General features: G+C 44.1%; 22 protein-coding genes and 1 other annotated feature. Of the genes, 2 read left to right on the plus strand and 20 right to left on the minus strand.

From position 1 onward, the window contains the following. Positions 1-235 precede the first annotated feature (235 nt). Together EAL2_RS07460 and EAL2_RS07465 are read left to right on the plus strand one after the other, a co-directional pair. Positions 236-1,192, plus strand: a complete 957-nt coding sequence (locus EAL2_RS07460; protein WP_025435776.1) for a YceG family protein — start codon at positions 236-238, stop codon at positions 1,190-1,192. A gap of 16 nt (positions 1,193-1,208) precedes the next feature. Further along, complete coding sequence (locus tag EAL2_RS07465) at positions 1,209-2,297, plus strand: toxic anion resistance protein (RefSeq protein ID WP_025435777.1); 1,089 nt, start codon at positions 1,209-1,211, stop codon at positions 2,295-2,297. A 62-nt stretch (positions 2,298-2,359) separates the two neighbouring features. On the opposite strand, the gene EAL2_RS07470 is transcribed toward EAL2_RS07465, so the two are convergent. The 20 genes from EAL2_RS07470 to EAL2_RS07560 form a co-directional block, all read right to left on the minus strand. Then, complete coding sequence (locus EAL2_RS07470) at positions 2,360-2,893, minus strand: hypothetical protein (protein ID WP_038601938.1); 534 nt, start codon at positions 2,891-2,893, stop codon at positions 2,360-2,362. A gap of 163 nt (positions 2,894-3,056) precedes the next feature. Then, positions 3,057-3,614, minus strand: coding sequence for an elongation factor P (gene efp, locus EAL2_RS07475; RefSeq protein WP_025435779.1), 558 nt, complete (start codon positions 3,612-3,614; stop codon positions 3,057-3,059). Between the two features lie 140 nt (positions 3,615-3,754). Then, positions 3,755-4,276: a shikimate kinase gene (locus EAL2_RS07480; protein ID WP_025435780.1), complete on the minus strand. Its 522-nt coding sequence runs from the start codon at positions 4,274-4,276 to the stop codon at positions 3,755-3,757. 58 nt (positions 4,277-4,334) lie between these two features. After that, positions 4,335-4,835, minus strand: coding sequence for a hypothetical protein (locus EAL2_RS07485; RefSeq protein WP_025435781.1), 501 nt, complete (start codon positions 4,833-4,835; stop codon positions 4,335-4,337). Further along, the gene (locus EAL2_RS07490) at positions 4,828-5,283 is read right to left on the minus strand and encodes a hypothetical protein (RefSeq protein ID WP_025435782.1); all 456 of its coding nucleotides are present in this window, start codon (positions 5,281-5,283) and stop codon (positions 4,828-4,830) included. The genes EAL2_RS07485 and EAL2_RS07490 overlap by 8 nt, the downstream gene beginning before the upstream one ends. Positions 5,284-5,288: 5 nt before the next feature. Continuing rightward, complete coding sequence (locus EAL2_RS07495; RefSeq protein ID WP_025435783.1) at positions 5,289-6,074, minus strand: hypothetical protein; 786 nt, start codon at positions 6,072-6,074, stop codon at positions 5,289-5,291. Beyond that, positions 6,064-6,474 (minus strand): type II secretion system protein, encoded by a 411-nt coding sequence (locus EAL2_RS07500; RefSeq protein WP_148295979.1) that lies wholly within the window; start codon positions 6,472-6,474, stop codon positions 6,064-6,066. The genes EAL2_RS07495 and EAL2_RS07500 overlap by 11 nt, the downstream gene beginning before the upstream one ends. Positions 6,475-6,485: 11 nt before the next feature. Continuing rightward, positions 6,486-6,983 (minus strand): hypothetical protein, encoded by a 498-nt coding sequence (locus tag EAL2_RS07505; RefSeq protein WP_025435785.1) that lies wholly within the window; start codon positions 6,981-6,983, stop codon positions 6,486-6,488. Further along, positions 6,980-7,510 carry a hypothetical protein gene (locus tag EAL2_RS07510; protein WP_025435786.1) on the minus strand — a complete coding sequence of 177 codons (531 nt, stop codon included), beginning with the start codon at positions 7,508-7,510 and terminating at the stop codon, positions 6,980-6,982. Before EAL2_RS07510 ends, EAL2_RS07505 begins: the two co-directional genes overlap by 4 nt. Next, entirely contained in the window at positions 7,507-8,295 is a 789-nt protein-coding gene (locus tag EAL2_RS07515; protein ID WP_025435787.1) for a hypothetical protein, read from the minus strand. The genes EAL2_RS07510 and EAL2_RS07515 overlap by 4 nt, the downstream gene beginning before the upstream one ends. Before the next feature lie 4 nt (positions 8,296-8,299). Next, on the minus strand, positions 8,300-8,710 hold the full coding sequence (locus EAL2_RS07520) for a competence type IV pilus major pilin ComGC (RefSeq protein ID WP_025435788.1): 411 nt from the start codon (positions 8,708-8,710) through the stop codon (positions 8,300-8,302). 43 nt (positions 8,711-8,753) lie between these two features. Beyond that, positions 8,754-9,893 (minus strand): type II secretion system F family protein, encoded by a 1,140-nt coding sequence (locus EAL2_RS07525; protein ID WP_207641137.1) that lies wholly within the window; start codon positions 9,891-9,893, stop codon positions 8,754-8,756. Positions 9,894-9,968: 75 nt separating this feature from the next. After that, positions 9,969-10,934 carry a GspE/PulE family protein gene (locus EAL2_RS07530; RefSeq protein ID WP_051489119.1) on the minus strand — a complete coding sequence of 322 codons (966 nt, stop codon included), beginning with the start codon at positions 10,932-10,934 and terminating at the stop codon, positions 9,969-9,971. 26 nt (positions 10,935-10,960) lie between these two features. After that, complete coding sequence (locus tag EAL2_RS14790; RefSeq protein ID WP_051489120.1) at positions 10,961-11,182, minus strand: hypothetical protein; 222 nt, start codon at positions 11,180-11,182, stop codon at positions 10,961-10,963. A gap of 172 nt (positions 11,183-11,354) precedes the next feature. Continuing rightward, the gene (locus EAL2_RS07535; protein ID WP_025435790.1) at positions 11,355-11,879 is read right to left on the minus strand and encodes a tryptophan transporter; all 525 of its coding nucleotides are present in this window, start codon (positions 11,877-11,879) and stop codon (positions 11,355-11,357) included. Between the two features lie 84 nt (positions 11,880-11,963). Next, positions 11,964-12,219: a binding site (T-box leader), on the minus strand. A gap of 96 nt (positions 12,220-12,315) precedes the next feature. Then, positions 12,316-13,374, minus strand: a complete 1,059-nt coding sequence (locus tag EAL2_RS07540; RefSeq protein ID WP_025435791.1) for a flavodoxin family protein — start codon at positions 13,372-13,374, stop codon at positions 12,316-12,318. 58 nt (positions 13,375-13,432) lie between these two features. After that, positions 13,433-14,683, minus strand: coding sequence for a Rossmann-fold NAD(P)-binding domain-containing protein (locus tag EAL2_RS07545; protein ID WP_038601945.1), 1,251 nt, complete (start codon positions 14,681-14,683; stop codon positions 13,433-13,435). Positions 14,684-14,703: 20 nt separating this feature from the next. After that, entirely contained in the window at positions 14,704-19,611 is a 4,908-nt protein-coding gene (locus EAL2_RS07550; RefSeq protein WP_025435793.1) for a cytidyltransferase, read from the minus strand. Positions 19,612-19,758: 147 nt separating this feature from the next. After that, positions 19,759-21,042: a homoserine dehydrogenase gene (locus tag EAL2_RS07555; protein WP_025435794.1), complete on the minus strand. Its 1,284-nt coding sequence runs from the start codon at positions 21,040-21,042 to the stop codon at positions 19,759-19,761. Between the two features lie 43 nt (positions 21,043-21,085). Next, the gene (locus tag EAL2_RS07560) at positions 21,086-22,297 is read right to left on the minus strand and encodes an aspartate kinase (RefSeq protein ID WP_025435795.1); all 1,212 of its coding nucleotides are present in this window, start codon (positions 22,295-22,297) and stop codon (positions 21,086-21,088) included. Positions 22,298-22,373: the final 76 nt, after the last annotated feature.

A 22,373-nucleotide genomic window follows, 5' to 3' on the forward strand; every position in this document is an offset into this window, starting at 1 on the left:
CCTTCCTCATATATCTAAAATAATTTCAAATCGAATTTTCATAAATAAGCAGACAGTTCTCCATATAAGCTGCTTTTTGTTCACATATAATCATATATTTAATATAAATATACCACAAATATATGTCCTGTTCATTCCAATTATTAAATATGCACGCAATAATGCTATGAACGCCCCCTATGCGGGTATACATATCATGTAATTAATCTAGCGCCAGACAAAGGGGGATAGGGATATGGACCGTGATAAAAAGGAGCCTGAAAGCTCTTCAAGGCTTGAGACTATAGCCTTCAAAGCTCAGGCCGAGATTTCCAAAGTGCTTTACGATCCTTCGCTTGGTATTTTCAAACCCTGGCAGTTTGAAGGATACGCCTCCTCTCCCGTGACTCTCAAGACCACATACGAGGAGCTTAAAATACTCTGGAACGAAGAGGCAAGATTCAGGCAAGGCTTCGAGGCCAGTAGCGATACCATTGCCATACCCAATCTTTTTGCAAAGATAGGCGGAATCCACAAGGACATATGTGAGTACGAAAAGGACATCGAGCTGTTCCTCTCTTCAGAAAAAATGTTTTTTTCACCCAAGCTGCCTTTTGTAGACAAATCCCCGGAATCGCCTTGCATAGGATATTCCCGGAATGGGCTTTTACAGCCCAAAGCAGGCTCAGCACTTATGAATTTCATATCAAAAAATGGCGCTTTAAATGTGGACAGTCTTGTTTCAAGCCACTTTTTCGAGATTATAAGCTCAAATAAGCAGCTTCAAATAACTATGGCGCAAAAACTGCTGCAGCTTCTTGAATCCGATTTGCTTTTGAAAACGCGCAGCGAAGAGACCACGCTCAGGACGCTTCATATGCTTCTAAGCCTCGACAAGAGCCTTATAGGACTGCTTGAAAATTTTGATTACCCCTTCGATGTTCCCAAAATAGTACTATATATCGGCAGGGAGGCTAATGTTTCGTTTGAGGACTGTGCCGCCATTTCATTTTTTTACCTTTGCGGCTTTGACATACTAGTACTTACACCATCCGGGCATAATGACATCGAAATCTATATGAACAGCTATTATTTTGACACCCACCGCCTTAAAGAGCGAAATCCTGACCTTGATTACACCGACTTGAAATACAAATGCAATACGCGCGGCAAAAAAGCCAAATCGCACGTGGCTTCCTTTTTTAAAAAGTGAGAGGGGGAATTTATTTATGGACAGCACTATCAGCGAAAATGCATTCGAACTTGACACCCAAAGACAAGCAGACATTATTGCCAAGACAGCAAGAAATTCTGCGGAAATTTCAATTATAGCCTCTGAAATCGACCTCGACAATCCCGAGACAATAGCAGCCTTTGGCAACAAAACGGCACATGAAATCTCCAGATTTTCCGACATGATACTAGACACCATAAAAATCACATCTCTTGAAAATCCGGAGGCTCTTCTTGTTCAGCTGAATAAAATCATGAATAAATTCGACGCTTCCGACTTCAGCGAGGAACAAAAATCCGGCCTTATAGTGCGCATTATGAAAAGAACACGTGATTCTATAGACGCGCTTCTGAGCAAATACAGCTCAATGGGAGGCGAAATGGAAAAAATATATGTACGGCTGAAGGAATATGAATCAGAAATAAAAAAATCCAACTCTCTTTTGGATTCAATGTTCGAAAAAAACATAGGGTATTTCGAAACACTTGAAAAATACATAACAGCAGGCAGCAGCGTCCTCCAAAAAATTCAATCGGAGACAATTCCTCAACTCGAATCCAAGGCGACTTTGACAGGCGACCAGATGGATAGGCTCAACCTTTCGAACGCCAGGAATATGGAGGAAATGGTGCAGCAAAGGATTTACGACCTTGAGCTTGCCAAAAACGTCTCCCTCCAGACTATGCCTCAAATAAGGCTTATTCAAAAGGGCAATTACAATCTGATTAGAAAGATAAATTCGGCATTCATAATAACCATACCCATATTCAAGCAGTCGCTCATTCAAGCCATAACTTTGAAAAGGCAGCTAATCCAGGCAAAAGCCATGGCGGCCCTTGACGAGAAAACCAACGAGCTGCTTGTCAAAAACTCAGAAAACACAGCATTGCAGTCCAAAATGCTGGCGCACATGTCTTCAGGCGGAGCGCTCGACATTGAAACGCTCGAAAAAACCTGGAACACAATTGTCAAAGGAATCGAGGAAACCAAACAAATCCACGAGGATATGAAAAGAAAAAGGGACGAAGGCACGCAAAGACTTCATCAGATACAAGAAGATTTCAAGAAAAGGTCGGGAGTGTAGACTCTCCCACAAAAACAGGCCGTTGCGTTTGCTTCGGCCTGTTTTTTATGCGGAATTTGAAATTATTCTTCTTCTCTGTTTCTGGATTCATAGTATCTGTCTGCAAATTCTACTATATCGGGAGCCACATCCATCCCGAAATCAAAGCTCATTTTTAAAAGCTCGCTCACCCGTTCCCAGTTCACGGCTTCGCTTTTGAGCTCCCTCCTGACCATATTAAAAAGATTTCTAAGCTGCTCTTTTTTGTCGTTGTTCTCTTTTAGCATGTCTATCTTCGAGAGTATCCTGATCCCCACATCGCTGCCTATAGTATCTTCATCCGGAATCTCGGCGCAATCGCGGCATCCTTCACCTTCCTGCAGGAGTTTTGCTTTTTCCCTTGTTGATATTATCTTCAGATTCAGTATAATGCTCTCAATCGACTGACTTTCACGCAAGACCTTGTATTCATCCGAAGACTGCTCATAAATGTCTCTTATAGCATGAAAACAATTGTTGTGCCATTCTATGTATTTGAGCGTGTGCCTGTCATCCTCTTCGAATCCAATGCCATCTTCGATAAGCTGATCCAATTTTTTTATTTTATCATATTTCATAAGCTCCCCCTTACTTATCATATTCACAACTGCAAAAACTATATGAAATAGCCTTATTTGTTTATATACCTTCATTAACCGTTTTTCTAACACATGATTTTTTCGATGCCTCATTTAATAAAAATAAAAAAAGGCAGATATATTCATCTGCCCACCTCTAAATCTATGCTCTTGAAAGATACTCACCTGTTCTTGTATCTATTTTTATCTTGTCTCCCGTGTTCACGAACAGAGGCACTTGAACAACCGCACCCGTTTCAACTGTTGCCGCCTTAGTAACGTTAGATGCCGTGTTGCCTTTTATTCCCGGCTCTGTCTCTATAACTTCAAGATCTACAAAGTTTGGAGCCTCTACCTGGAATGCAGCACCTTCGAAGAATCTTATGATTACGCTGTCATTTTCCTTTATGAACTTTATTGCATCCTCAACCTGCTCAAACGACAAAGGAACCTGCTCGAAAGTCTCATTGTCCATGAAATAGTAAAGCTCTCCGTCATTGTAAAGATATTGCATTTCCTTAGTCTCTATGTTGGCCTTTGGAAACTTGTCACTCGGGTTGAACGCCTCTTCCCTTGTCGCTCCAGTTCTCAAATCCTTATATTTTGTTCTTACGAATGCTGCGCCCTTTCCCGGCTTAACGTGTTGAAAGTCAACAATCAAACAAGGCTGGCCATCCTTTACAAATGTTATTCCTTTTCTGAATTCACTTGCTGATATCATATCTTACCTCCATAATATTAAATTCCTCTGCCTAAACTCAAAACGGGGCGAAATATATAAATGTCGCAAAATACTCTGCAATGCAACGAAACAAGGAATATAAATCCCCATCATACCTAAAAAATTACAATGCTATAATATCACATTTTCTTAAGATTGAACAGTATCTCACTCACTATATTAGCAGGCGACTTGCCATCCACAGCTACTGTTATGTGGGCCGCCTTCCTGTATTTTTCTATCCTGGCAGGAAGTATTTTGTCTATCCGTTCCTCTGCCTCACCTTTCCTCATCAAAGGCCTCTTATCCTCCGTCCTTCCCAGGTTCTTGAGTATAGTCTCACGGCTTGCCTTGAGCCATACAACTATCGAAGCGCCTCTTAAGGCCATTATGTTTTCTTCCCTCAGGATTATACCTCCGCCAGTTGATATTACTCTCCCTGGCTCAGAAAGAACCTCCTGGAGAATCCTGCTCTCGACATCCCTGAAATATGCCTCTCCAGAATCCTCAAACATGGAGCTGATTGTCCTTCCCTCAAACTTTTCGGCCAAATCGTCAGTATCCACAAATTCGAATCCCAGTCTCTTGGCCAGCTGCTTGCCCACAGTAGTCTTTCCGCTCGCCATGAATCCAACAAGCGAAATACTTTTAACCGAATCCATAAAACTACTCCCTTTCATGACGCGTCTATTTGTATGATAGTATAACATATTCTATATTTTACGGGCAGTTTCTTATAAAAATCAAGAATTCAGTCTCCATAGAGCAATTATTTTTTTCCAGCAATAATACAAGCCTTACTCCTGATTCATCCTGAATTTTTTCAGCCCTCATTTTGGATACGTAGTTTGCGAATTCGTATCCGGGCTTTGCTCCGCCAATTATGCAAAATAATTTCTTCGTGCTCCTGTTCAAATATATTCCCACATTTTCTTCTCCGAATTTGAAGCTTATTTCATCAACATCGCCTCTCGAAAATTCACCCCATGCCGTCTTCCTTCCGTTAGTTCCTGTAACTGCAGTTATGCTAGAGGCTCCGTAAAGCCGCGCTTCTATAAAATGCTGCACCGTCATGGCATTTTCATGAAGCTCAGATTCAGACTCGGCTTTTGCATATATGTTTTTCAGTCCTGTCAGCATTTCAAGGCTCATAAGAACAAGCAGCATAGTCAGGAAAGCGTACGCAGCAACCTCCATAAGCAAAAATCCCCTCTTATTCATACGCATATATGCCTTCCCTTATGAGAGTTCTGCCGCTAAAGGGTACTACTGTAACAACCTTCGTATACCCTGTCACTGCGTCTGTAATCCTGATTGTGTCCCCGCTTCCCTTGAGAGTTCCTGCAAGTGTAAAATCAAGAGTGCCAAGAGTCGATGTGAATCTGACATCACCTGGCAGCTTTTCCTCTTTTTCCAACACTCCCTCCTTGTAAAGGGTGTACCCGCAGTGCCCTTTAGAATCCGTTTGAAACTTTATTTTCGCTGTGTCATCGCCGTATATGTTTCTCATCCTGACATATCTAATATCCGAACACATTCTCCTTGCAAAGGAATCCACATTCGCTTTTCTTACGTTTGCCGACATGTATACAGCGCCAGACAGCAGCATTACAATCGATACGGCGCAGGCCACCTCCAAAAGGAGCATTCCCTGCTTGCCTATTTTCATGCAAATCACCTTCTTCTTACCCAGCCGCTCATACTGACCAGGCTTTCTAAATCCAGCACGCCTCTTGCATCAACGCTTTTAGGCACCTCCAAATAAAGCTCCCTGTATACGCCTTCGCCCAATTCAATGCTTTTGCCCAAATGTTTTGTATACAGTTCATATTCTATATGCCCAAAGCCCGAATCGGGTATCTTGATGCCCAGTCTGCACTCTATAACGCATCTTGTCGCTCCAATCGACTTTGAAGCGGCTACCTCCATAACAAAGGCGTCCACCAGGTCAAATTTAATGTAGTCATTCTTTACGTTTATAAGCACGTCTTCAAAGTCGACATCTTCTATTTGCCTCACGACTTCCAGGCGCTTCTCAGTCAAGATATAGTACCAGTACACCTTTTTAAAAATCTCGTTCAAGTGACTGTCAACATTCTCTCTGCTGAGACGCGCCGTGACATTTCCATCCTCACAATACTCGAGCTCCATATACTGGCTATCCTTTCCACTGAGTTCTTTTTCAAGCTCAATCAGCAGAAAATCCTCCAGCTCTTCATCCATATAAGCGTCCAGTTTGTCGAGACAATCTGCAAATGCGGCTTCCACATTTATAAGCAGGACCTCCTTTGCGAGACTCAAACCTCCATCAGCTATGTAAAAACTTCTCTTATGGCTGGCAGCAAGCTCCCTGGCGCTGGCATTCCTGGCTGTAATAAGCACCAGCGTCATGCCAAGAGTCCAGAGTATGAGCATTGAGATTATACCCATAATAAGAGCCGAACCTTTTTCATCGCGCATTTTCCCATCCTGCTCCTTTGAAAGTCTTAAGCTCCGCCAGTGGCTCGTCATTTTTTAAAACCAGCACGGTAATTAGCAACGTACCCCGGCTGCCCTCCTCGCCGCTTTTTCGCTCCGTAATTATGTCTATGCGTGTTTTTACATCAAATTCGCCCTCTTCGATTATATTGTCTGAATATTTATCGAAAAATTCATCCTCTTCAATATTTACAAGCATTTCAGCATATAGCTGTGCTGTGTTGAACGCCCGGGCCTTCTCCTTTGATCTTAGTATAGAGAGCGTGCAATCAAAGAATATCTCCGTAAATGAAACCATTAAGATGCTTATGAGTAAAATGGCGGCGGCGCTTTCAAGCAGCAAAAATCCTCTTTGATTTAAATTATGGTTATTTTTAGCCATAGCGGCACCCGTCAATAGCTGTTTCCAGCTAAGACAAGCAGCATTGTGCACTCAAAGCTGCCGTCCTTTGCACGAGCTACTCCCATTTCTCTAATTCCTATGCAAGCCTCCTGCAGTTGTACCGACTTAGTAAATTCAACAATCTGAGCTGGGCTGCCGCTCATATTGAGTTCCACCTCGTACAGCGAAATTTTACGAGAATCGGCGCCGTTTGCTATCTCTTCTATGCGATGTCTTTCAGATACAAGTTCAAGCCCCAGAAGCCTGTATCTGCCCTCCAGAAACAAGAGAACATCCTGTTGGCTTGATGTAAAATCCATTTTATAGCTTAGAATCTCCGATTTTTCTTGCGCCTTAGCTGCCTTCTTTTTTATTTGCTCAGCTGCCTGCGGGTGTGCTTTTTCATTGTAGAGCTTTAATGCCTGTTTTAAATTAGCCTCGAGATTAAATTTAGCATAGACTGCAGCTAACAAAATCAGGCATATTGCAAACAAACTCTTTCTTTTCATTTGGCAGCCGCCTTTTTTAAGTCAAGGCTTAGCAAAAAATCGTAATGCCCGTATTCATCTCTATTTTCTCTATTAATGCTTTCAACAATCACATCGCCCTGCACACCCTGACATTCGTCAACAAAATTACAATACCTCATTATTCCCGAATACTCACTGCTGCTTCCCTGAATACTGAGCAAATCAGAATTGCATATGATCTTCTCCATCTCCACTCCCTCAATTTGAATAAGAAGCATATCTTCTACAGCTTTCAACCTTGACGAATCGAGTATCCCGCTCGAAAAATGCTCACTGAACATATCTACGTATTCGATATTAGCTTCATATGCTTTTTCTGCATCTTCGGCAGCCGCTATGTCCTGGCTTGCCAACACTTCCCTTATATATGCCGCAGCCGTCAAATCGACTGCAGCTATTGAAATTGCAAAAATCGCAGCTGCAACAAGCACCATATTGCTCTTTATTGATTTCTTCCTTATACTTTTCCTATATAAGCCCTCAAAGTTCATGGCGCACTTGCTCATCCCATGAAAATCCCCTCCAGAATATATTCCTGAACCTCTCCCAAAATAATCAGATTGTCAGTCTTTATTCCAGCGCCGCGAATAACATGCTCTGCAAAATAATCCCCTTCATTCGAGAGTACTACAAAATCGTCAAGTGTTCTTCTGGCGCAGCTTGATATAGCCTCTTTTATTCTTTCTGCAGCCCTTGCGTATTCCGATTTTTTTGCCCTGAATGCCTCCAGCGGCCTGCTATGATGCATTACGGCTACAGCATACGAATATCCGCAGTCCAATGCTATAACGCCTAAGGAGCCTTCCCCTCCAAAACTCCTGTTCATATATGCACAAATTCCGGCATCTATGCCTGCGTATATACCCGACATTTTCATTTTGTGGCGCTTGGAAATCTCAAATGCCGAAGCTATGCCCACGGTCTCAAGCGCGCATACAATATGGCGAGCCGTTTCACCGTCTTCTTCTACAAGTCTTGAGCTTATAATGTGTTCTCTTTCGTCAATACTGTTTGCCCCAAGAAACTGATTCTCCGCCATGGCACGCACAATCCTTTGCCTGCGCTCATAGTGCGTATTAACTACACCAAAGCTGTATCTGCTGGAATTTTCAATGTAAGTTATTTCGGCTATTCTCTTTGCCGGGCAGCCCAAAACCTCAAGAGCTTCATTCAGGCCTTCAAAATCGAATGTCCTGGTGCCTCCTTCACTCTTTTTGGCAACAGCAGCCTTACGAATCCCTTCTGCCGTTTTTAATGCAATTACAACTCTGCTATCCTCATTTATCCACACTAATCTATGGGGAGGTAACATCTGTTTGTCCCTCATCTTTTACCGGCTCGGGATAAAGCTCGCTGTCTCCCGCCTTAACTGTTACTTTTTTTCCGTTATATTGTGCAGTCCATGCTCCTCCACTCCTGGGGGCGCTTATGCTGGTGATATATCCCTTCCCTACCAAAACTGTATCCATTTTTGCCTCGTCAAAGTCCTCTGCAACGTTAATATTTTCCTCCGCTACATACAGTTCTATAGCTCTTCCTATGCATGCTGCCGAAGCCGTATCTGCTCTGAGTTTTGCCTTATGTCCGGCACTTGCAATATCCGGCGAAATTATCGCCATTATAACCGCTATTATCGTTATAGCCATTAGCACCTCGAGCAGAGAAAATCCACCTTTACATCTTAGTATTGCCAGTATTTTCTTCATTTCTAATACCTCCTGTTTTTTATGGCCTATTTACCCTTACTTACTATATTATGCTGTTTGCGATTCTTAGCATTGGTGTCATAACAACATACGAGACCGCTCCGATGATTGCTGTTACTCCCATTATAAGCAGCGGCCCCACAAGTGATACGGCTCTTTTGATGGAGCATTCCATCTGTTTTTCGAAGTAGCATGAAATTTTGTGCATCATCCCTGACAGATCCCCCGATCCCTCACCTATTTTCACCATAGCTGCAAACTCCTCCGGGAAGAAATCTGCGCCAGCAATGGCCATCGACATGCTCTCACCTGCAGCAATTGAGTCTTTGATTTTAAGCATGCTTTTCCTGTATTCACTGCACTCAAGAGCATTCCTGGCCATTTCAACCGCGCTGTAGACAGGGATCCCACTCTCCATGCTCATGGAGAGCAAGCCTGCAAACATGGATGATATGGCATTACTCCTGATTTTTCCGATATGAGGCACCTTTGAAAGCAAACTCCATACTCCGTCATTTCTTGCTAAAGCTCTGTAAAAGCATGCAGCAATAAAAACAATGCCTGCCATGCCCGCCAAAAGCATGTGCATGTTTCCGTTTACAAATCTTGAAACTTCAATTATCGCTCCGCTTGCTCCGTCTAAGCCTACATCACTTGCAGAAAACAAATCAGACAAGCTGGGCATAACAAAGACAACTATAAATCCCACTGAAAAAAAGCAAAAAAACAACACCAACATAGGATATGAAAGCGCTGATTTTACTTCTCTCTTGATGCTGTACATGCTGTAGTAGTATTCTGACAATTTTTTGCATATGTTTTCTATCCGGCCGCTGTTTTCCGCATATGCCATGACTTCTATAGCCAAGCCAGGAAAGTATGACTCCGCCTGTTTCATTGCTTCCGAAATCGAAGCGCCTTTGTTTATATTTGATGAAATAGCCTTTGAATACCTGCTCGCATAGCCTGCTGCTCCGTCCATGATGTGTAGAGCCTCTGTTATACTGACTCCAGAGAAAATCAAAAAATGAAGCTGTCCAAAAAATTCCGATATTGCAAGATGCTTTTTCCTTAAGTCAGGTGAAAAAATGTCATGTGGCAGCAATAATTCAACTATACAAATTGCACATATGCCGCTTTCAGAAAGCTTAATTATTGCTTCCTTCTGACTGACTGCCTTCAAAATTCCACAGCGGTAACTTCGTTTTCCGCTCAATCCTGAATATGCAAAAATCCTTATCCCCATCACCCCTTAGAACTATTCTCTACTAACCAGCAACTGTGATATTTCATCCATGGATGTCGTTCCATCAATGACGAGGCTTGCTGCGTTTTCAAGCATAGTTGCCATGCCTTTTTCATTTGCCATATCTCTTATTCTCTGCTGAGGCTGGCCCTGGGTTATTGCTTCCCGCAAATCCCTGTCAATGTAGAGCAATTCGTACACCCCCATCCTGCCGTGGTATCCGGTTCCTGAACAACAGCTGCATCCTCTTGCCGAGTGGAAATCCTCCGTTTCACAATCCGCCATATAAAGCGCTGCTTTTTCTGCCACAGCAATCTTGCAGCTGCTTTTGCATTTATCGCACAGCTTTCTGACAAGCCGCTGCGCTATTACGCATTTAAGCGATGCTGAAATTATATATGGCGGGATTCCCATATTCATAAGTCTGGTCACAGTGCTTGCCGAGTCATTAGTATGAATAGTGCTAAGCACAAGGTGTCCTGTTATAGCTGCTCGCATTGCTATGCTAGCCGTCTCGGTGTCACGTATCTCACCAATCATTATCACATCGGGATCATGGCGCAATGCGGCCCTCAAGCCTTCGGCAAAATCCAGGCCTATCTGCCTGTTTACTTGTATTTGAGATACCTCTCCGATTGTATACTCGACCGGATCCTCAACCGTTATTATGTTTTTTGAATCCTTCTTTATGAAATTCAATATAGAATACAGCGTGGTAGTCTTGCCTGAGCCTGTCGGCCCGCTTATCAATATCATTCCTCCCGTTCCCGAAAGACAGCTTTTGATTTTTTCTGCATCATCAGCTTTTATTCCGATATTATTAAGACTGAATCTGAACTCATCCTTCTCAAGTATCCTTATTACAGCCTTTTCTCCAAAGACAGTAGCAATTGTGGCTATCCTAAGGTCGTATTCGCTCTCGCCCAATGTCTTTACAACTCTTCCATCCTGTGGAATCCGTTTTTCGGCAATATCCATGCCTGCTATGACTTTCAGCCTGGATATTATACTCTCATGCCTTTCTTTTTTATCCCCGGTCCAACAAGGAGTTTCCCATCTATTCTAAGCCTTATTTCTGTGTGGCCTTTTGCAGGATGTATGTGTATATCGCTTGCCCTGCTTGATATGCCGCACATTATGAGTCCGTCAATAAATTCTACAGCGTATGTTACTGAGGTCTCGTCCAGATTTTCTATTACATGAAAGTTCACTTCTGCCCAGCTCATAACACCACCTCCGAATATACAATTATCCATCATAAATGGAATCGGATTCCATTGGTCTAATTATTACCCCTTGCCCGTCAAAGTAAACAACAAAAAAGACCTCCGGATTAAAATAAAATCCGAAGGTCTTTTTAAGCTATATCAATCATTTAATTTACGCAATGCGTGTCTACTACCTTGCCATCGAAAATCCAGACGCCTTAAGGGCCATCTTCACTGCATTATATATTACTATAGTTACGAATACATTTGCCACTGCCGTAGGAAGCACTATTCCCATGAAAAGCGCTGTGAAAGGTGCTGGAAGTCCAACTATCAAAAGTGCAGAGTATAGGAATACAGCTCCGCTTATTATAGTTCCTACAAACGATATAACTATTACTGCAACCTGGTTAAGTTCCGGCGTGAACTTTAGAGCCAGCTTAATCATTGCATACACAGCCGCACAAGTCACTATCTTGTCAATTATATTTGGGAGCTGTCCGCCAGGGAATGTCGTGGTAAGCGCTGTTATAATTCCTCCCATTAAAGCTGCCAGCACGACATTTTTAACGTCGCTGTTTATAAATATCGCAACAAATATCATCGCAAGCATTATGTCAAATTTCATGGCCCCCAAGGCTCCCGGCACTATCTGGTGCAAGATAAAACCTATTGCTAGCAAAAGCGCTGTAAGAACATTTTTTCTTAAATTCATAATAACCCCTCCATATTTTTGTATTTATAGATTTTTTTGCCTTGTTTTGAAAATAAAAAAATGGTCCATCATCCCACATATGATATATGGGACGAAGAACCATGCTCTTCGCGGTGCCACCCAAGTTAGAAGGCTTAATGCCATCCATCTCTTATAGATACGGAGATTGCTCCCGATATCCTGTCCCTGTAACGGGGGACTCCCGGCTTAGGATACTCTCAAAAGATTTCACCCTGCTTCTCACAGACCCATTCATCAGATACTCTAAAATCGGCTTCCACCAACCCCGACTCGCTGTTTATAGAACATTCCAACTACTCTTCCTGCTCTTAGAATTTATTTTCAAAACCGTATTCAACTGTTACATTCATGATACCAAACCACATTTTTACTGTCAACAATAATATTTAATTTTTATAGCAAAATAATTCGCTTGCTATTTCTTAATCTCCCTGACAATCATCTCTGCGAAGCTTTCAGCCCTTTTTCTTATGTCCTGCACTCTTTTTATGGAGCCCGGATCGTTTGCAATTTCCATAAGGGCGAATTCAGGCGGCAGTCTAAAACCCTTATTAATGTTGAGCGCTCCCAGAAGCTGCCTTGCTACCGAATCATTGCCTGAATTTCCAGAGACCACAACCCCAAACAACGCTTTTTCGTAGAAGCTCATTTGCCTGTAGAGCGCAGTAAGCCTGTTGATTACTGCCATAAGATTGGCCGCTATCGAATCGTTGTAATTAGGGCAAAGCAGCACGAGCGCATCGCATTCCTCTACTGCCGGGAACACCTCCTGAACTACAAGCCCGCCGTAGAAGCAGCTTTTTTGCTCTCCGTAGTGCATGCAAAGCTTGAACGAGCACCCCCTGCAGTCAGTGAGATTCTCATTTTCGACATGTATCTGCCTGACCGCGCAGCCCATTTTCACCAGATTCTCCTCAACCATGTTCCAGAGCATCAACGTGTTCGATGTTTTTCTTGAGCTAGAATGAAGCACCGTTATTTTCGGCGCTTGAGATCTTACCGGCTTGTATTCCATAAGCCTTTGCCCAAGCTTTTCGCATTGCATCATGCATATTTCGCTGAGCGTGTTCTCCTTGAAGACCTTCTTCCAGGTCGAATAGTTCTTTAAGCCTCTTACAGCCTCTACGAGTGGATGCCCTATAAAGGCGCAGCCCATCTGATTCGCAACAAAAATCAGATGCGTTGCGCAGCTTTTTGTGTAAATTTCACTTTTGCTGTGGACTATCAACGCCCCCACAGATCCTTCAAATGCGCGAGGACTAACTTCCACTATATCCAACAGCAACTGAAGCAGTTTTAGGTCCACACCTATTTCATTAGGCTCAGCCGCAAAAATTATCCTCTTTCCAGCAAGTTCGCCAGCATGACCTGCATCATGCACATATATCCTTTTGCAACTGCCAGAGGCCGCACCTATCATGTGTGAAAGCTGCTCTGAATATCCATCCGCGCTTACAATATAAACATTCTCCACGCCTAATCCCCTCTTTCAGGCATGCCAGTCGGCAACGCAGCGGCCTAAACCCACATGTCTATATTATTGATTTGAGATGTTCGTATGTTTCGGTCAACCTTTCAAAGAGCTTATCGTCCAAATCGAGCCTTTCTAGCTCTGTTCCTGAATCCGTAAGCCTGTTTTTCGCACCTATGAATACGCCTCCCATATATGTTGAGCTGTAATGCCACTCTCCTTTTATTGTTGATAGGAGCGAAAGCGCGCCCGAAGAGAGCGCAGGGGCTATATACGGCTTGAAGCCCGTATTTCTAACTTCAATGTTTGCATGCTTGGCCTTTTGCGTGAGCTCCTGCGAGAGCTCATCATTGTAGTCACTTATGCTGTTTGCAATCACAAGACCCTCTCCATGCGGTCCGAACGCTCTGCCGTGCTCTTTGTATCCGGCTAGTCGCTCATTCTGCATAGAGTAGTATACAGCCCTTGCATTCATAACACCTAATCCATAGCCTCTTATCTGCTCTGGAGCCAGGCCCCCGTAGTGCAGCTGCCCGTCATCGCCCTTGTTGCTTGCGATGTAGAGCGCCTTGCACAATGGATCGACCGGGTCTGAGACGACTGCGAATATTCCCTTGAAGCCTGTTTTATATGCCATTTTTCCGTACTCACCTATTATTTTGGAGTTCTGCTCGAACTGGACCATCCTTACATCCTTGACTGCCTGTCCGACAGGAGGGACACCTACCGACACGCAAAACGCAATCATGTCGCAGTCAAAAAGCTCATCCTCGCCAAGCTTTCTGACCGGAGGATACTTCTTGCCGTCAAACTGCGAATATATCTGGCCAGCTTCAAGATGCCACCTTTGCATCTTGCTCTCATCCCTGTCGTATATACCTATGCTCTCCACATCGTCTCCGCCAAGAAGCCTCAGTCCCGTAAGAAGCATTCCTCCCACATCGCCCATTCCGACAACGTTTATTCTCCAGCTTTTGGGAAGCCTTGCACTGCAGGCTTCCCGCCAGTTTGGATATGATGTGTTGACATACATGAGCTTCCCTTCTCTTATTTTGCGAAGAATTATATCGTCCGCTTCAACGCTAGCTTCCTCGCCCGTCTTTAAAAGCCCTATGCCTTCGTTTTCAAGTTCAAGCAGTGATGCATCCGACACCGAAAACGCCCTCCTGGACATACCCTTCTCCAGCCTGCCAGCAAAGCACGCAAGACCTTCAAAAGCTTCGGCTTCCTCCCTGCTCAGTGAAGGCAAGCCGTCTATTTCTTCTCTTGATATTAGCATTCTCTCGCTTAATCTGTAATATTTAATCGCCATGTTTTTTTACCTCCAAAATGCTATTTGAATCCCGCCTCGAGCCTTTTGAGATATTCCAGCTGGTCCTCGAGGAATGATGAGGGGTTCATGTTAAGATCGTACCTCACGTCTTTTCCCATTTCTGGACACCTAGGATACAGGAACACCTCGCCCAGCAGCCCCAGAGTCAGATTTCTCTCGTTTATGTTCTCGTATTCGCTCTCGAGAACCCTCAATATGTCCATTGAGTTTTCAAGACATATCTTCGAAAGCTCGAATATGCTCTCCCTTGAAGCCCCCCTGATAAAGCTCGGATAGGCGTACGGCAGCACCATGTTCAATGATGGTATTATGTTGCTCTTTGGACTGTACTCCCTCCAGAGGGCGTCTCCTCCCATGAAAGGATAAAGCAGCTGCTCTGTGAACCAAATCCTCAGGTTAGGTATGAAATATGCGCTGTCGACAGCCCTGCCCTGTATGTCCATGAGCTCCTTGCCCCTGCCTGAGAGCATGCCCACTATTATCTTTTTGACCTGCACGTCCTCTTTTTTAAGCAGCGGGTCCAGCACCTTTATCCTGTAGCCCTTGTTTAGTATGTCGTCGATTAGTATAACGGGCCGTTTGAATGACTTGATCATCTTTATCTGGTTTTCAAGATTAAGATAGTGCGGGAACTGCTCTATCCTGAAGGATGACATGTCCCTTTCAAATATTTTTTCGGTGTGGAGCGCCTTTGTCACTGTGTTTGGAATGGTCAGCCTGTTTAGGACATTTCCAAACGGCACACACATAGAATCCCCCAGTCTCCTTGGGTTCAGAGGCGTTGTAGGCACGCCATTTTCCCTGCATATCTTCTTCATTAGAGTCTCTTCCATGACCCTTCTGTCAAACGACAAGACCAGATTTCCAGGGTATAGCTCCGCAAGCGCCTTTTGCAGCCTTTTCCTTGCAATATTTATCTGCCTGACAACTGCCGGATTATCACGGAAAGGGAATTTCATTATGTTCCTTATGTCAAGATACAGGCTACACGGTCTGCTCATGTTGACAGCAAATACGCCTCTTTTTTCGTGTGTGCCCCTTTGCTTTATGAAACCCTGCAGCTGGAGCGTTTCATAAAGCTCCTCATCCTGCTCCATGTCTATGTTGTTAATATAAACCGCATAGCCATAGTCCCTTGAAATACAGTGAGAAAGAGTCTCCGTCAGGATTATCTGGTTTAGATTCTCTATTCCGCAGTTTCTGTCTATGAAAATCCCGCTGACCAGAATTATCCTGCCCGTATATTGCTCTCTTATGGATTCTGATATAAGGCTGTCCTTGAATTCGTTGAATATCTGGCTGGAAGCGAGCCAGTGGAATGCCGAATAACCTATTATTTTGTTGTTTTTCTGGTTGTCCTTGACTATCAGTATGCTGGCTAGCGGCTTTTCAGAAAATTCCTGCAGCCTCTCAAGTGCGCTGTTGTATTCCTCGTGGTGGAAATTTAGCGCAAGGGTTTCTATAAGCGAGTCCCTTATATCTGATACTATTTCTATGTCGAACTGAAGCTTTTGTATGAGAGACTTGTACGAGGGCTCTCTCCTGTAGAGGCCGTTGTCATATATATACCTTTGCACCATTGGGTCCACAAGCTTTGATATGTCGCGGTTTTCATCGATATAATTCCTTATTCTCGTGGAACTCACATCCTCGTACCTTGGAGGCAGGAACAGCTTTATTATTGGTGCCTTTATGTTTTCAAGCGCCTTGTCAAGCACCTTGTCGGTATCCTCTGTCTCAAAATGGCTCCTTCTTTCAAAAACCACATGAGGAAATGTCTGTATGGAGTTTTCAGTTACCGGAGCCCTGTATGCAGTTGCGTTTAGAACTACATCGCTGCCCACCACTATATATACATCCTGCCTTTTGAAATTCTGTCTCAGAACCTTGAGGTCTTTTGCATTAGTAAGATTTACAGGGAAATCCTCCGGATAAATGTAGACGCTCAGCTCGTCAGCTATTGACATGTTAATTATGTTTCTTCTTATCATGTTTGGCTGAGTGCTTTTCGACCATGAAAATTCATCCACGGCCAGGTATACTTCAAACCCCTTCTTCCTTATAGCCCTTGCTATCTCCCTGTGGCTGAGCGAAAACGGATCGAAAGTCCCCGGGAAAAACGCAATTTTTTCCGGAGCCTTGAGCTGTATTTCACCATTCAGGAACATATAGTCAGATATAAACCTGTATATGTTGTTAAGCACTGCCGAGTTGTTGAGAAACGTCAGCTCCTCCTGCTTTTCAGCCGCTATAAGCGTGAGTATCTTCTTTGCAATGAGCGCAAATATGTCACTCTTGTGTTCAAGTTCTATGTCTGGATTCCCGAATATCTCGCTGCCTATGACGCTAAAGGCCATCTGCTTGACCTGGTTGTCATTGTGCGCAAGCCCGCTAAGGAGTATCCCCAGCTTCTTTGTGAATCTCTTTTCATATTTTTCGCTCTTTTCGTCAAAATGCACCTTATATTTCGCATAATTTGCTATGCAAACCCCGATGGTCCTTAGCAGCAGTGAATTAACCCTTGCCCCCGACCTTTTCATCTTCTCGCTCAGGTCGTCCGTTATGCTCTCCATGTTCTCGGGAGAGAGGTACATTAGTATCTGCCCAAGATAATGGGGTATATACTTGGTGAACTGGTATTCTTCTATTTCAAGCGATCTAAATAGCTCTATGGCCACATCGTAGCCCTGTTCCTGGGGAAGCAGCGGAAACATCTTGAGCAGAGCCTCGCCTGATTTTAGTCTGGTGCTCTCGTTCGGGCTGACCTTGAGTAGATTGCAAAAATGCAGCGCCGTGTACAGGCCGTAGCTTTGGAGATTTGTGAGCGAATATTCGAGCAACAGCTCAATGTTGCTTCTTTTTATAACCCAGCTTGTAGTGTTCTTGAAATTGCTCAGGAATATCTCTGATATCTCCGTCTGCTCCAGTTCCAAACTCTCGAATGCTATTTCGCCCTTTTTAAGCCCCCTTATGAGCTTCCTGATGGCCCACTTTTCGTATTTGTCTTCAAGCAATCTCTCCTTTTCCAGCAGATTGACAAGCATTTGCTCGAGATATTCTTCTCTAAATTTTCCGCACTTTTCCATATCGCCGAGCACTTCGTATGCCAAAAGCCTAACTGTCTGCTCGCTGCTTGAAGTGGTATCCTCCAGGTATTTAAGGAACACGCCCGAGTGCGCCATCTGAGCTGAAAACGGGATGAACTGAAGGCTTCCTAGAAGGTGAAGATGCATGCTGTCACTGTAGCCTCCGCCCTTTTGATAGTAGGCTGCGAGAACCTCGACGAATCCGCCCGTACTCTTGGCTTTGGAATTCCTGAAAACCGCCTGCAGCATCATACTTAGAGCTTCGCCTATCCACTGCTGGTGGATTCTTATTATATTGTGATCCGGGTATAGAAAAAGCTTCATGAATTTGTCGAGCACCTGAAAGCCTGTCATCTCGGGCGGCGACAGCTCTACATCATCAGGCACATCCTTCCTGTACTCCTCGTCGAAATTCGCAATCAGCTTTCCTATTATTTCGCTGCAGCGCCTCCTTATGTCGTCCTCGGGGTGTATTAGCTTTTCGTAAAGGAATCTCATGGTGATGTACTTTTGTCTTTGCGTAAGATACGTAGAGTATTCCTCGAATATCTCCAGATATTTGCGCAGGTTGTTCCAGTCACGCTCGCTCCTTGCAAGCTCAATTATCTGATTAAGCGAAAGCTCGTTTCGCAGCCTGTGCATCAGGTTTATATTGTGGCTAACCGCAAGATACTTGAAGTTTTCAACCACGTCACCGCCGCTCATAAGAGCGTAATATTTCTTCTGCGGCACCGAATATGCTACTTCCCCTTTTGTGGGAATCACTTGTATGCCTATATCTATCATGAAATCCTCAAAGTCCTTTATCTTGTTGTATACCTTGAGGTATCTTTTTCTCTTTGCATCATCAACGTTGTCAAGCTTGTCAAGTATGACGTCGAAGGATTCCTTCAGGCTATATATATGCATGTCGCCGTCGGAGTTGTTTTTTACCCTGAAATCCGAATATATTAGAATCAGCGATTCAAGCGAAAGATTTTCTGGCTCGAGATCCCACACAGAGTGATTTAGAGCCACATTGCCTATATACGATATGTCATGCCTTTTGAACCACTGGTCAGTGTAATAGTAGTGAAGGTATGGAACACGCTTGAGCTCGGCAGTCTTGCAGCCGTACTTTCCTATGTCGTGCCCAAGGCCAGCGCCGGACACCCTTCCCAGGTCCACAGGTATACCCGCGCTCTTGAACTGCCTTCCTATAAATAGTGCCAGAAAGTGAACGCCGCATATGTGGTCGAGGTTGTTGTATTCTGTTATCTCCTGATTGAGCTTCATGAGCTCGTATATATATTCCTTCCCTAATGCCTCCTTGAGCCTTTCATACTCGCCGAAATCTTCAAGCTCCCTCACTTCGGCGTCAGTCAGAAATTCAAAGGGATATCTGCTTTGCCACGTTCCGTCATCCGTCTTTTTTTGCTCCTCGTTTATGAGCCTGCAAAATTCCAAATATAAAAGCGTGGGCCCCTCAATGTCTTTTGATAGTATCATTTCGACAGACTCGGGGAATGACTTGGACAGCAGATACTGGTAAGCGTACTTGAGCCAGTCCTCTGGCTCCTTTCCCCGGGCCATTTCATCCATTAGGGGCCTTATTATTTCAAGAGCCCTTTTGCATGAAAAATCTTTTTTTTCAATCATCTTTCTTGCGCCTTTTTCAAATGCTTCGCCACTCAAAAAATCACATATGAGCTTAGACTTGATAGGGAATTCTTCTTTTGGTACATGTAGTAGTATGCCTCTTCTCAAAAATCTTTCGTCGCCTAGATGGACCTTTATATTATGGAGAATTTCATCTGTAACGCCCTTTTGTGCCCTTTGCATTCAAATTCCTCCAGACTCTATTCATATTGAGCAGCACAGCTGCCACTTTCATGCCTTGCTAAAGTAATCTTATACCCATTTTAACCTATTTGGAAAACCTTCAAAAGCAAAACAAAACCGCATGATGCCATGCGGTTTAAAATAAGCTTATTTTTTTTCAACTCTGAGTACGCTTTCAATTTTTGATACGTCGTTGCTGAGCTCTATTTCCTTCAATGCCGAATCAAGCCTTGCTCTTTCAGTCTCATGCGTTATGAAAACAAGAGGCACTGTGTCTTCTGCCCTTGACCTTTGTATCACGGACCTTAGGCTTACCTCATACCTGCCAAATGCGGAAGTTATTCTTCCCAGAACCCCCGGCTTGTCTTTAGCGCTCATATGCACGTAGTAAGCGGATACGCCCTCGCCCTCCAGCTGGAATCCCTTGTTCTCGTTCCTAAGCGGAGCCCCGGCCTTGTAGTCTGTTCCCATTATCTTTGATATCTCCAGTATATCGCCAAGCACAGCGCTTCCTGTAGGAGTCGAGCCTGCTCCCTTGCCGTACAGGAGAAGCTCTCCAACGGCGTTACCCCTTACGAGCACCGCGTTGAACTCATTGTTCACAGAAGCCAGCGGATTTGCCAAAGGCAGGAATGATGGCTGCACATGGTACTCAAGGCTGTTTCCTTTTCTCCTTGCCGCAGCTACAAGCTTTATCTTGTAGCCCAATTCCCTTGCAAATTCTATGTCCCTTTTGGATATTTTGGTTATTCCTTCCCTTGGAATATCGTACGGAGAAAGCTTTATTCCAAATGCTACCTCAATGAGTATCGCCAGCTTGAAAGCCACGTCCTCTCCCTCAATGTCGGAAGTCGGGTCGGCTTCTGCAAAACCGCGGTCCTGCGCAAGTTTCAGCGCTTCTTCAAACTCCATTCCCTGCTCGTCCATCTGAGTCAGGATGAAGTTTGTAGTGCCGTTTATTATTCCGCACACCTCGTCTACGTTGTTTGCGGACAGACTTTGAGTCAGAGTGTTTATTATTGGTATTCCGCCTCCTACACTGGCTTCATACCTAAGTTCGACCCCGTTTTCACAGGCCAGTTTGTATATTTCATCGCCTTGCGTTGCTATGAGCGCCTTGTTTGCAGTTACTATATGCTTCTTGTTTGCAATCGCAGCCTTTATATACCCACCTGCAGTCTCTATTCCGCCCATTAGCTCCACAATTATGCCTATCTCTGGATCATTTATCACATCTGCGGCGTCAGTAGTAAACAGCGCTTTAGGCACGTCCACATTTCTTTGCTTGCCTATGTCCCTGACGAGTATCTTTTTTATCTCGAGTTTTTTTTGTATGTGAGATTCTATCTTGTCCTTATTGTCCTCTAGTATACTGTAAACTCCTGAACCAACTGTTCCAAATCCCAATAGCCCTATCTTTATGCTCTCCATCTTATCTGCCCCTTATCCTTTTTATTGTATAAGCCGCTTTAGCTTAGCCTAGCTGGAATTTTTCGTGCAGCTTGGCCATACCCTTTTCAGCGTTATCTCTATCTATTATGCAAGAAATCTTTATCGAAGAAGTACTTATCATCTGTATGTTTATACCAAGCTCATAGAGCGCTTCGAAGAACTTGGACATGACTTCCGTGCTTCCGGCAAGCCCCGCTCCCACAATTGAAAGCTTGGCCACCGAGTCGTCATAAGTCACCTTTTCCGCGCCGATTGTCTCTTTTATTGTCTCCGATATTTTCAGGAAATCTGCCATGTCATCCTTTTTTATGGTGAAAGATATGTCGTTTACAGAAAGCCTATTGACATTTTGTATTATCATGTCCACATTGATGTTATTGAGCGAGAGCATTGAGAAGAGCTTGAAAGCTATCCCCGGCCTGTCGGGCACTTCGAGCACAGATACCTTGGCTATATCGTCATCGAGGGATATACCCCTGACGGCCACCCTTTCAATCTGGTCCATGTTGACTATTTCAGTTCCTTCGCTGTCTGCAAAGCTTGATCTTACTACAAGCGGTACGTTGAACTTGCGTGCAAGCTCCACGGACCTTGGATGGAGCACGCCTGCCCCCAGCTCAGCTAGCTCAAGCATCTCATCATATGATATTCTCTTCATCAGCCTGGCTGATGGCACCTTTCTTGGATCGGCCGTATAAACGCCCTCCACATCCGTATATATTTCGCACTTGGCTGCGCCAAGAGCCGCTGCAATCGCCACTGCGGTAGTATCAGACCCGCCTCTGCCAAGAGTAGTTATATCCTGGTTTTCATTTATTCCCTGGAAGCCTGCGACTATTATTATCCTTCCTTCGGAAAGCTCCTTTTGAAGCCTCTTTGTGTCTATGTTGTTTATTCTGGCTTTCTTGTGCTTGGAATCGGTTATTATTCCGCACTGCGCCCCTGTAAGCGAAACGACATCGTGTCCCATAGACTGGATAGCCATAGCTAGAAGCGCCACAGATACCTGCTCCCCTGTGGAAAGCAGCATGTCCATTTCTCTGCTTGAAGGGTTTTGCGATATCATCAAGGCCTTTTCGATAAGCTCGTCCGTAGTGTCCCCCATTGCCGAAACCGTCACAATCACGTCGAAGCCCTTGTTTTTCGTCTCAATGACTCTTCTGGCTACGTTTTTTATTTTTTCTATGTCCCCAACCGAGGATCCGCCGTATTTTTGTACTATAATCTCCTTCATGAATATCCCCCTAAACACAATTCCAATTTGTTGTTTTTATTTCGCGTACACTTGTTTTTACTATAGGCACATTTTA

The organism is Peptoclostridium acidaminophilum DSM 3953, from assembly GCF_000597865.1.
Taxonomy (GTDB): Bacteria; Bacillota; Clostridia; order Peptostreptococcales; family Peptostreptococcaceae; genus Peptoclostridium_A; species Peptoclostridium_A acidaminophilum.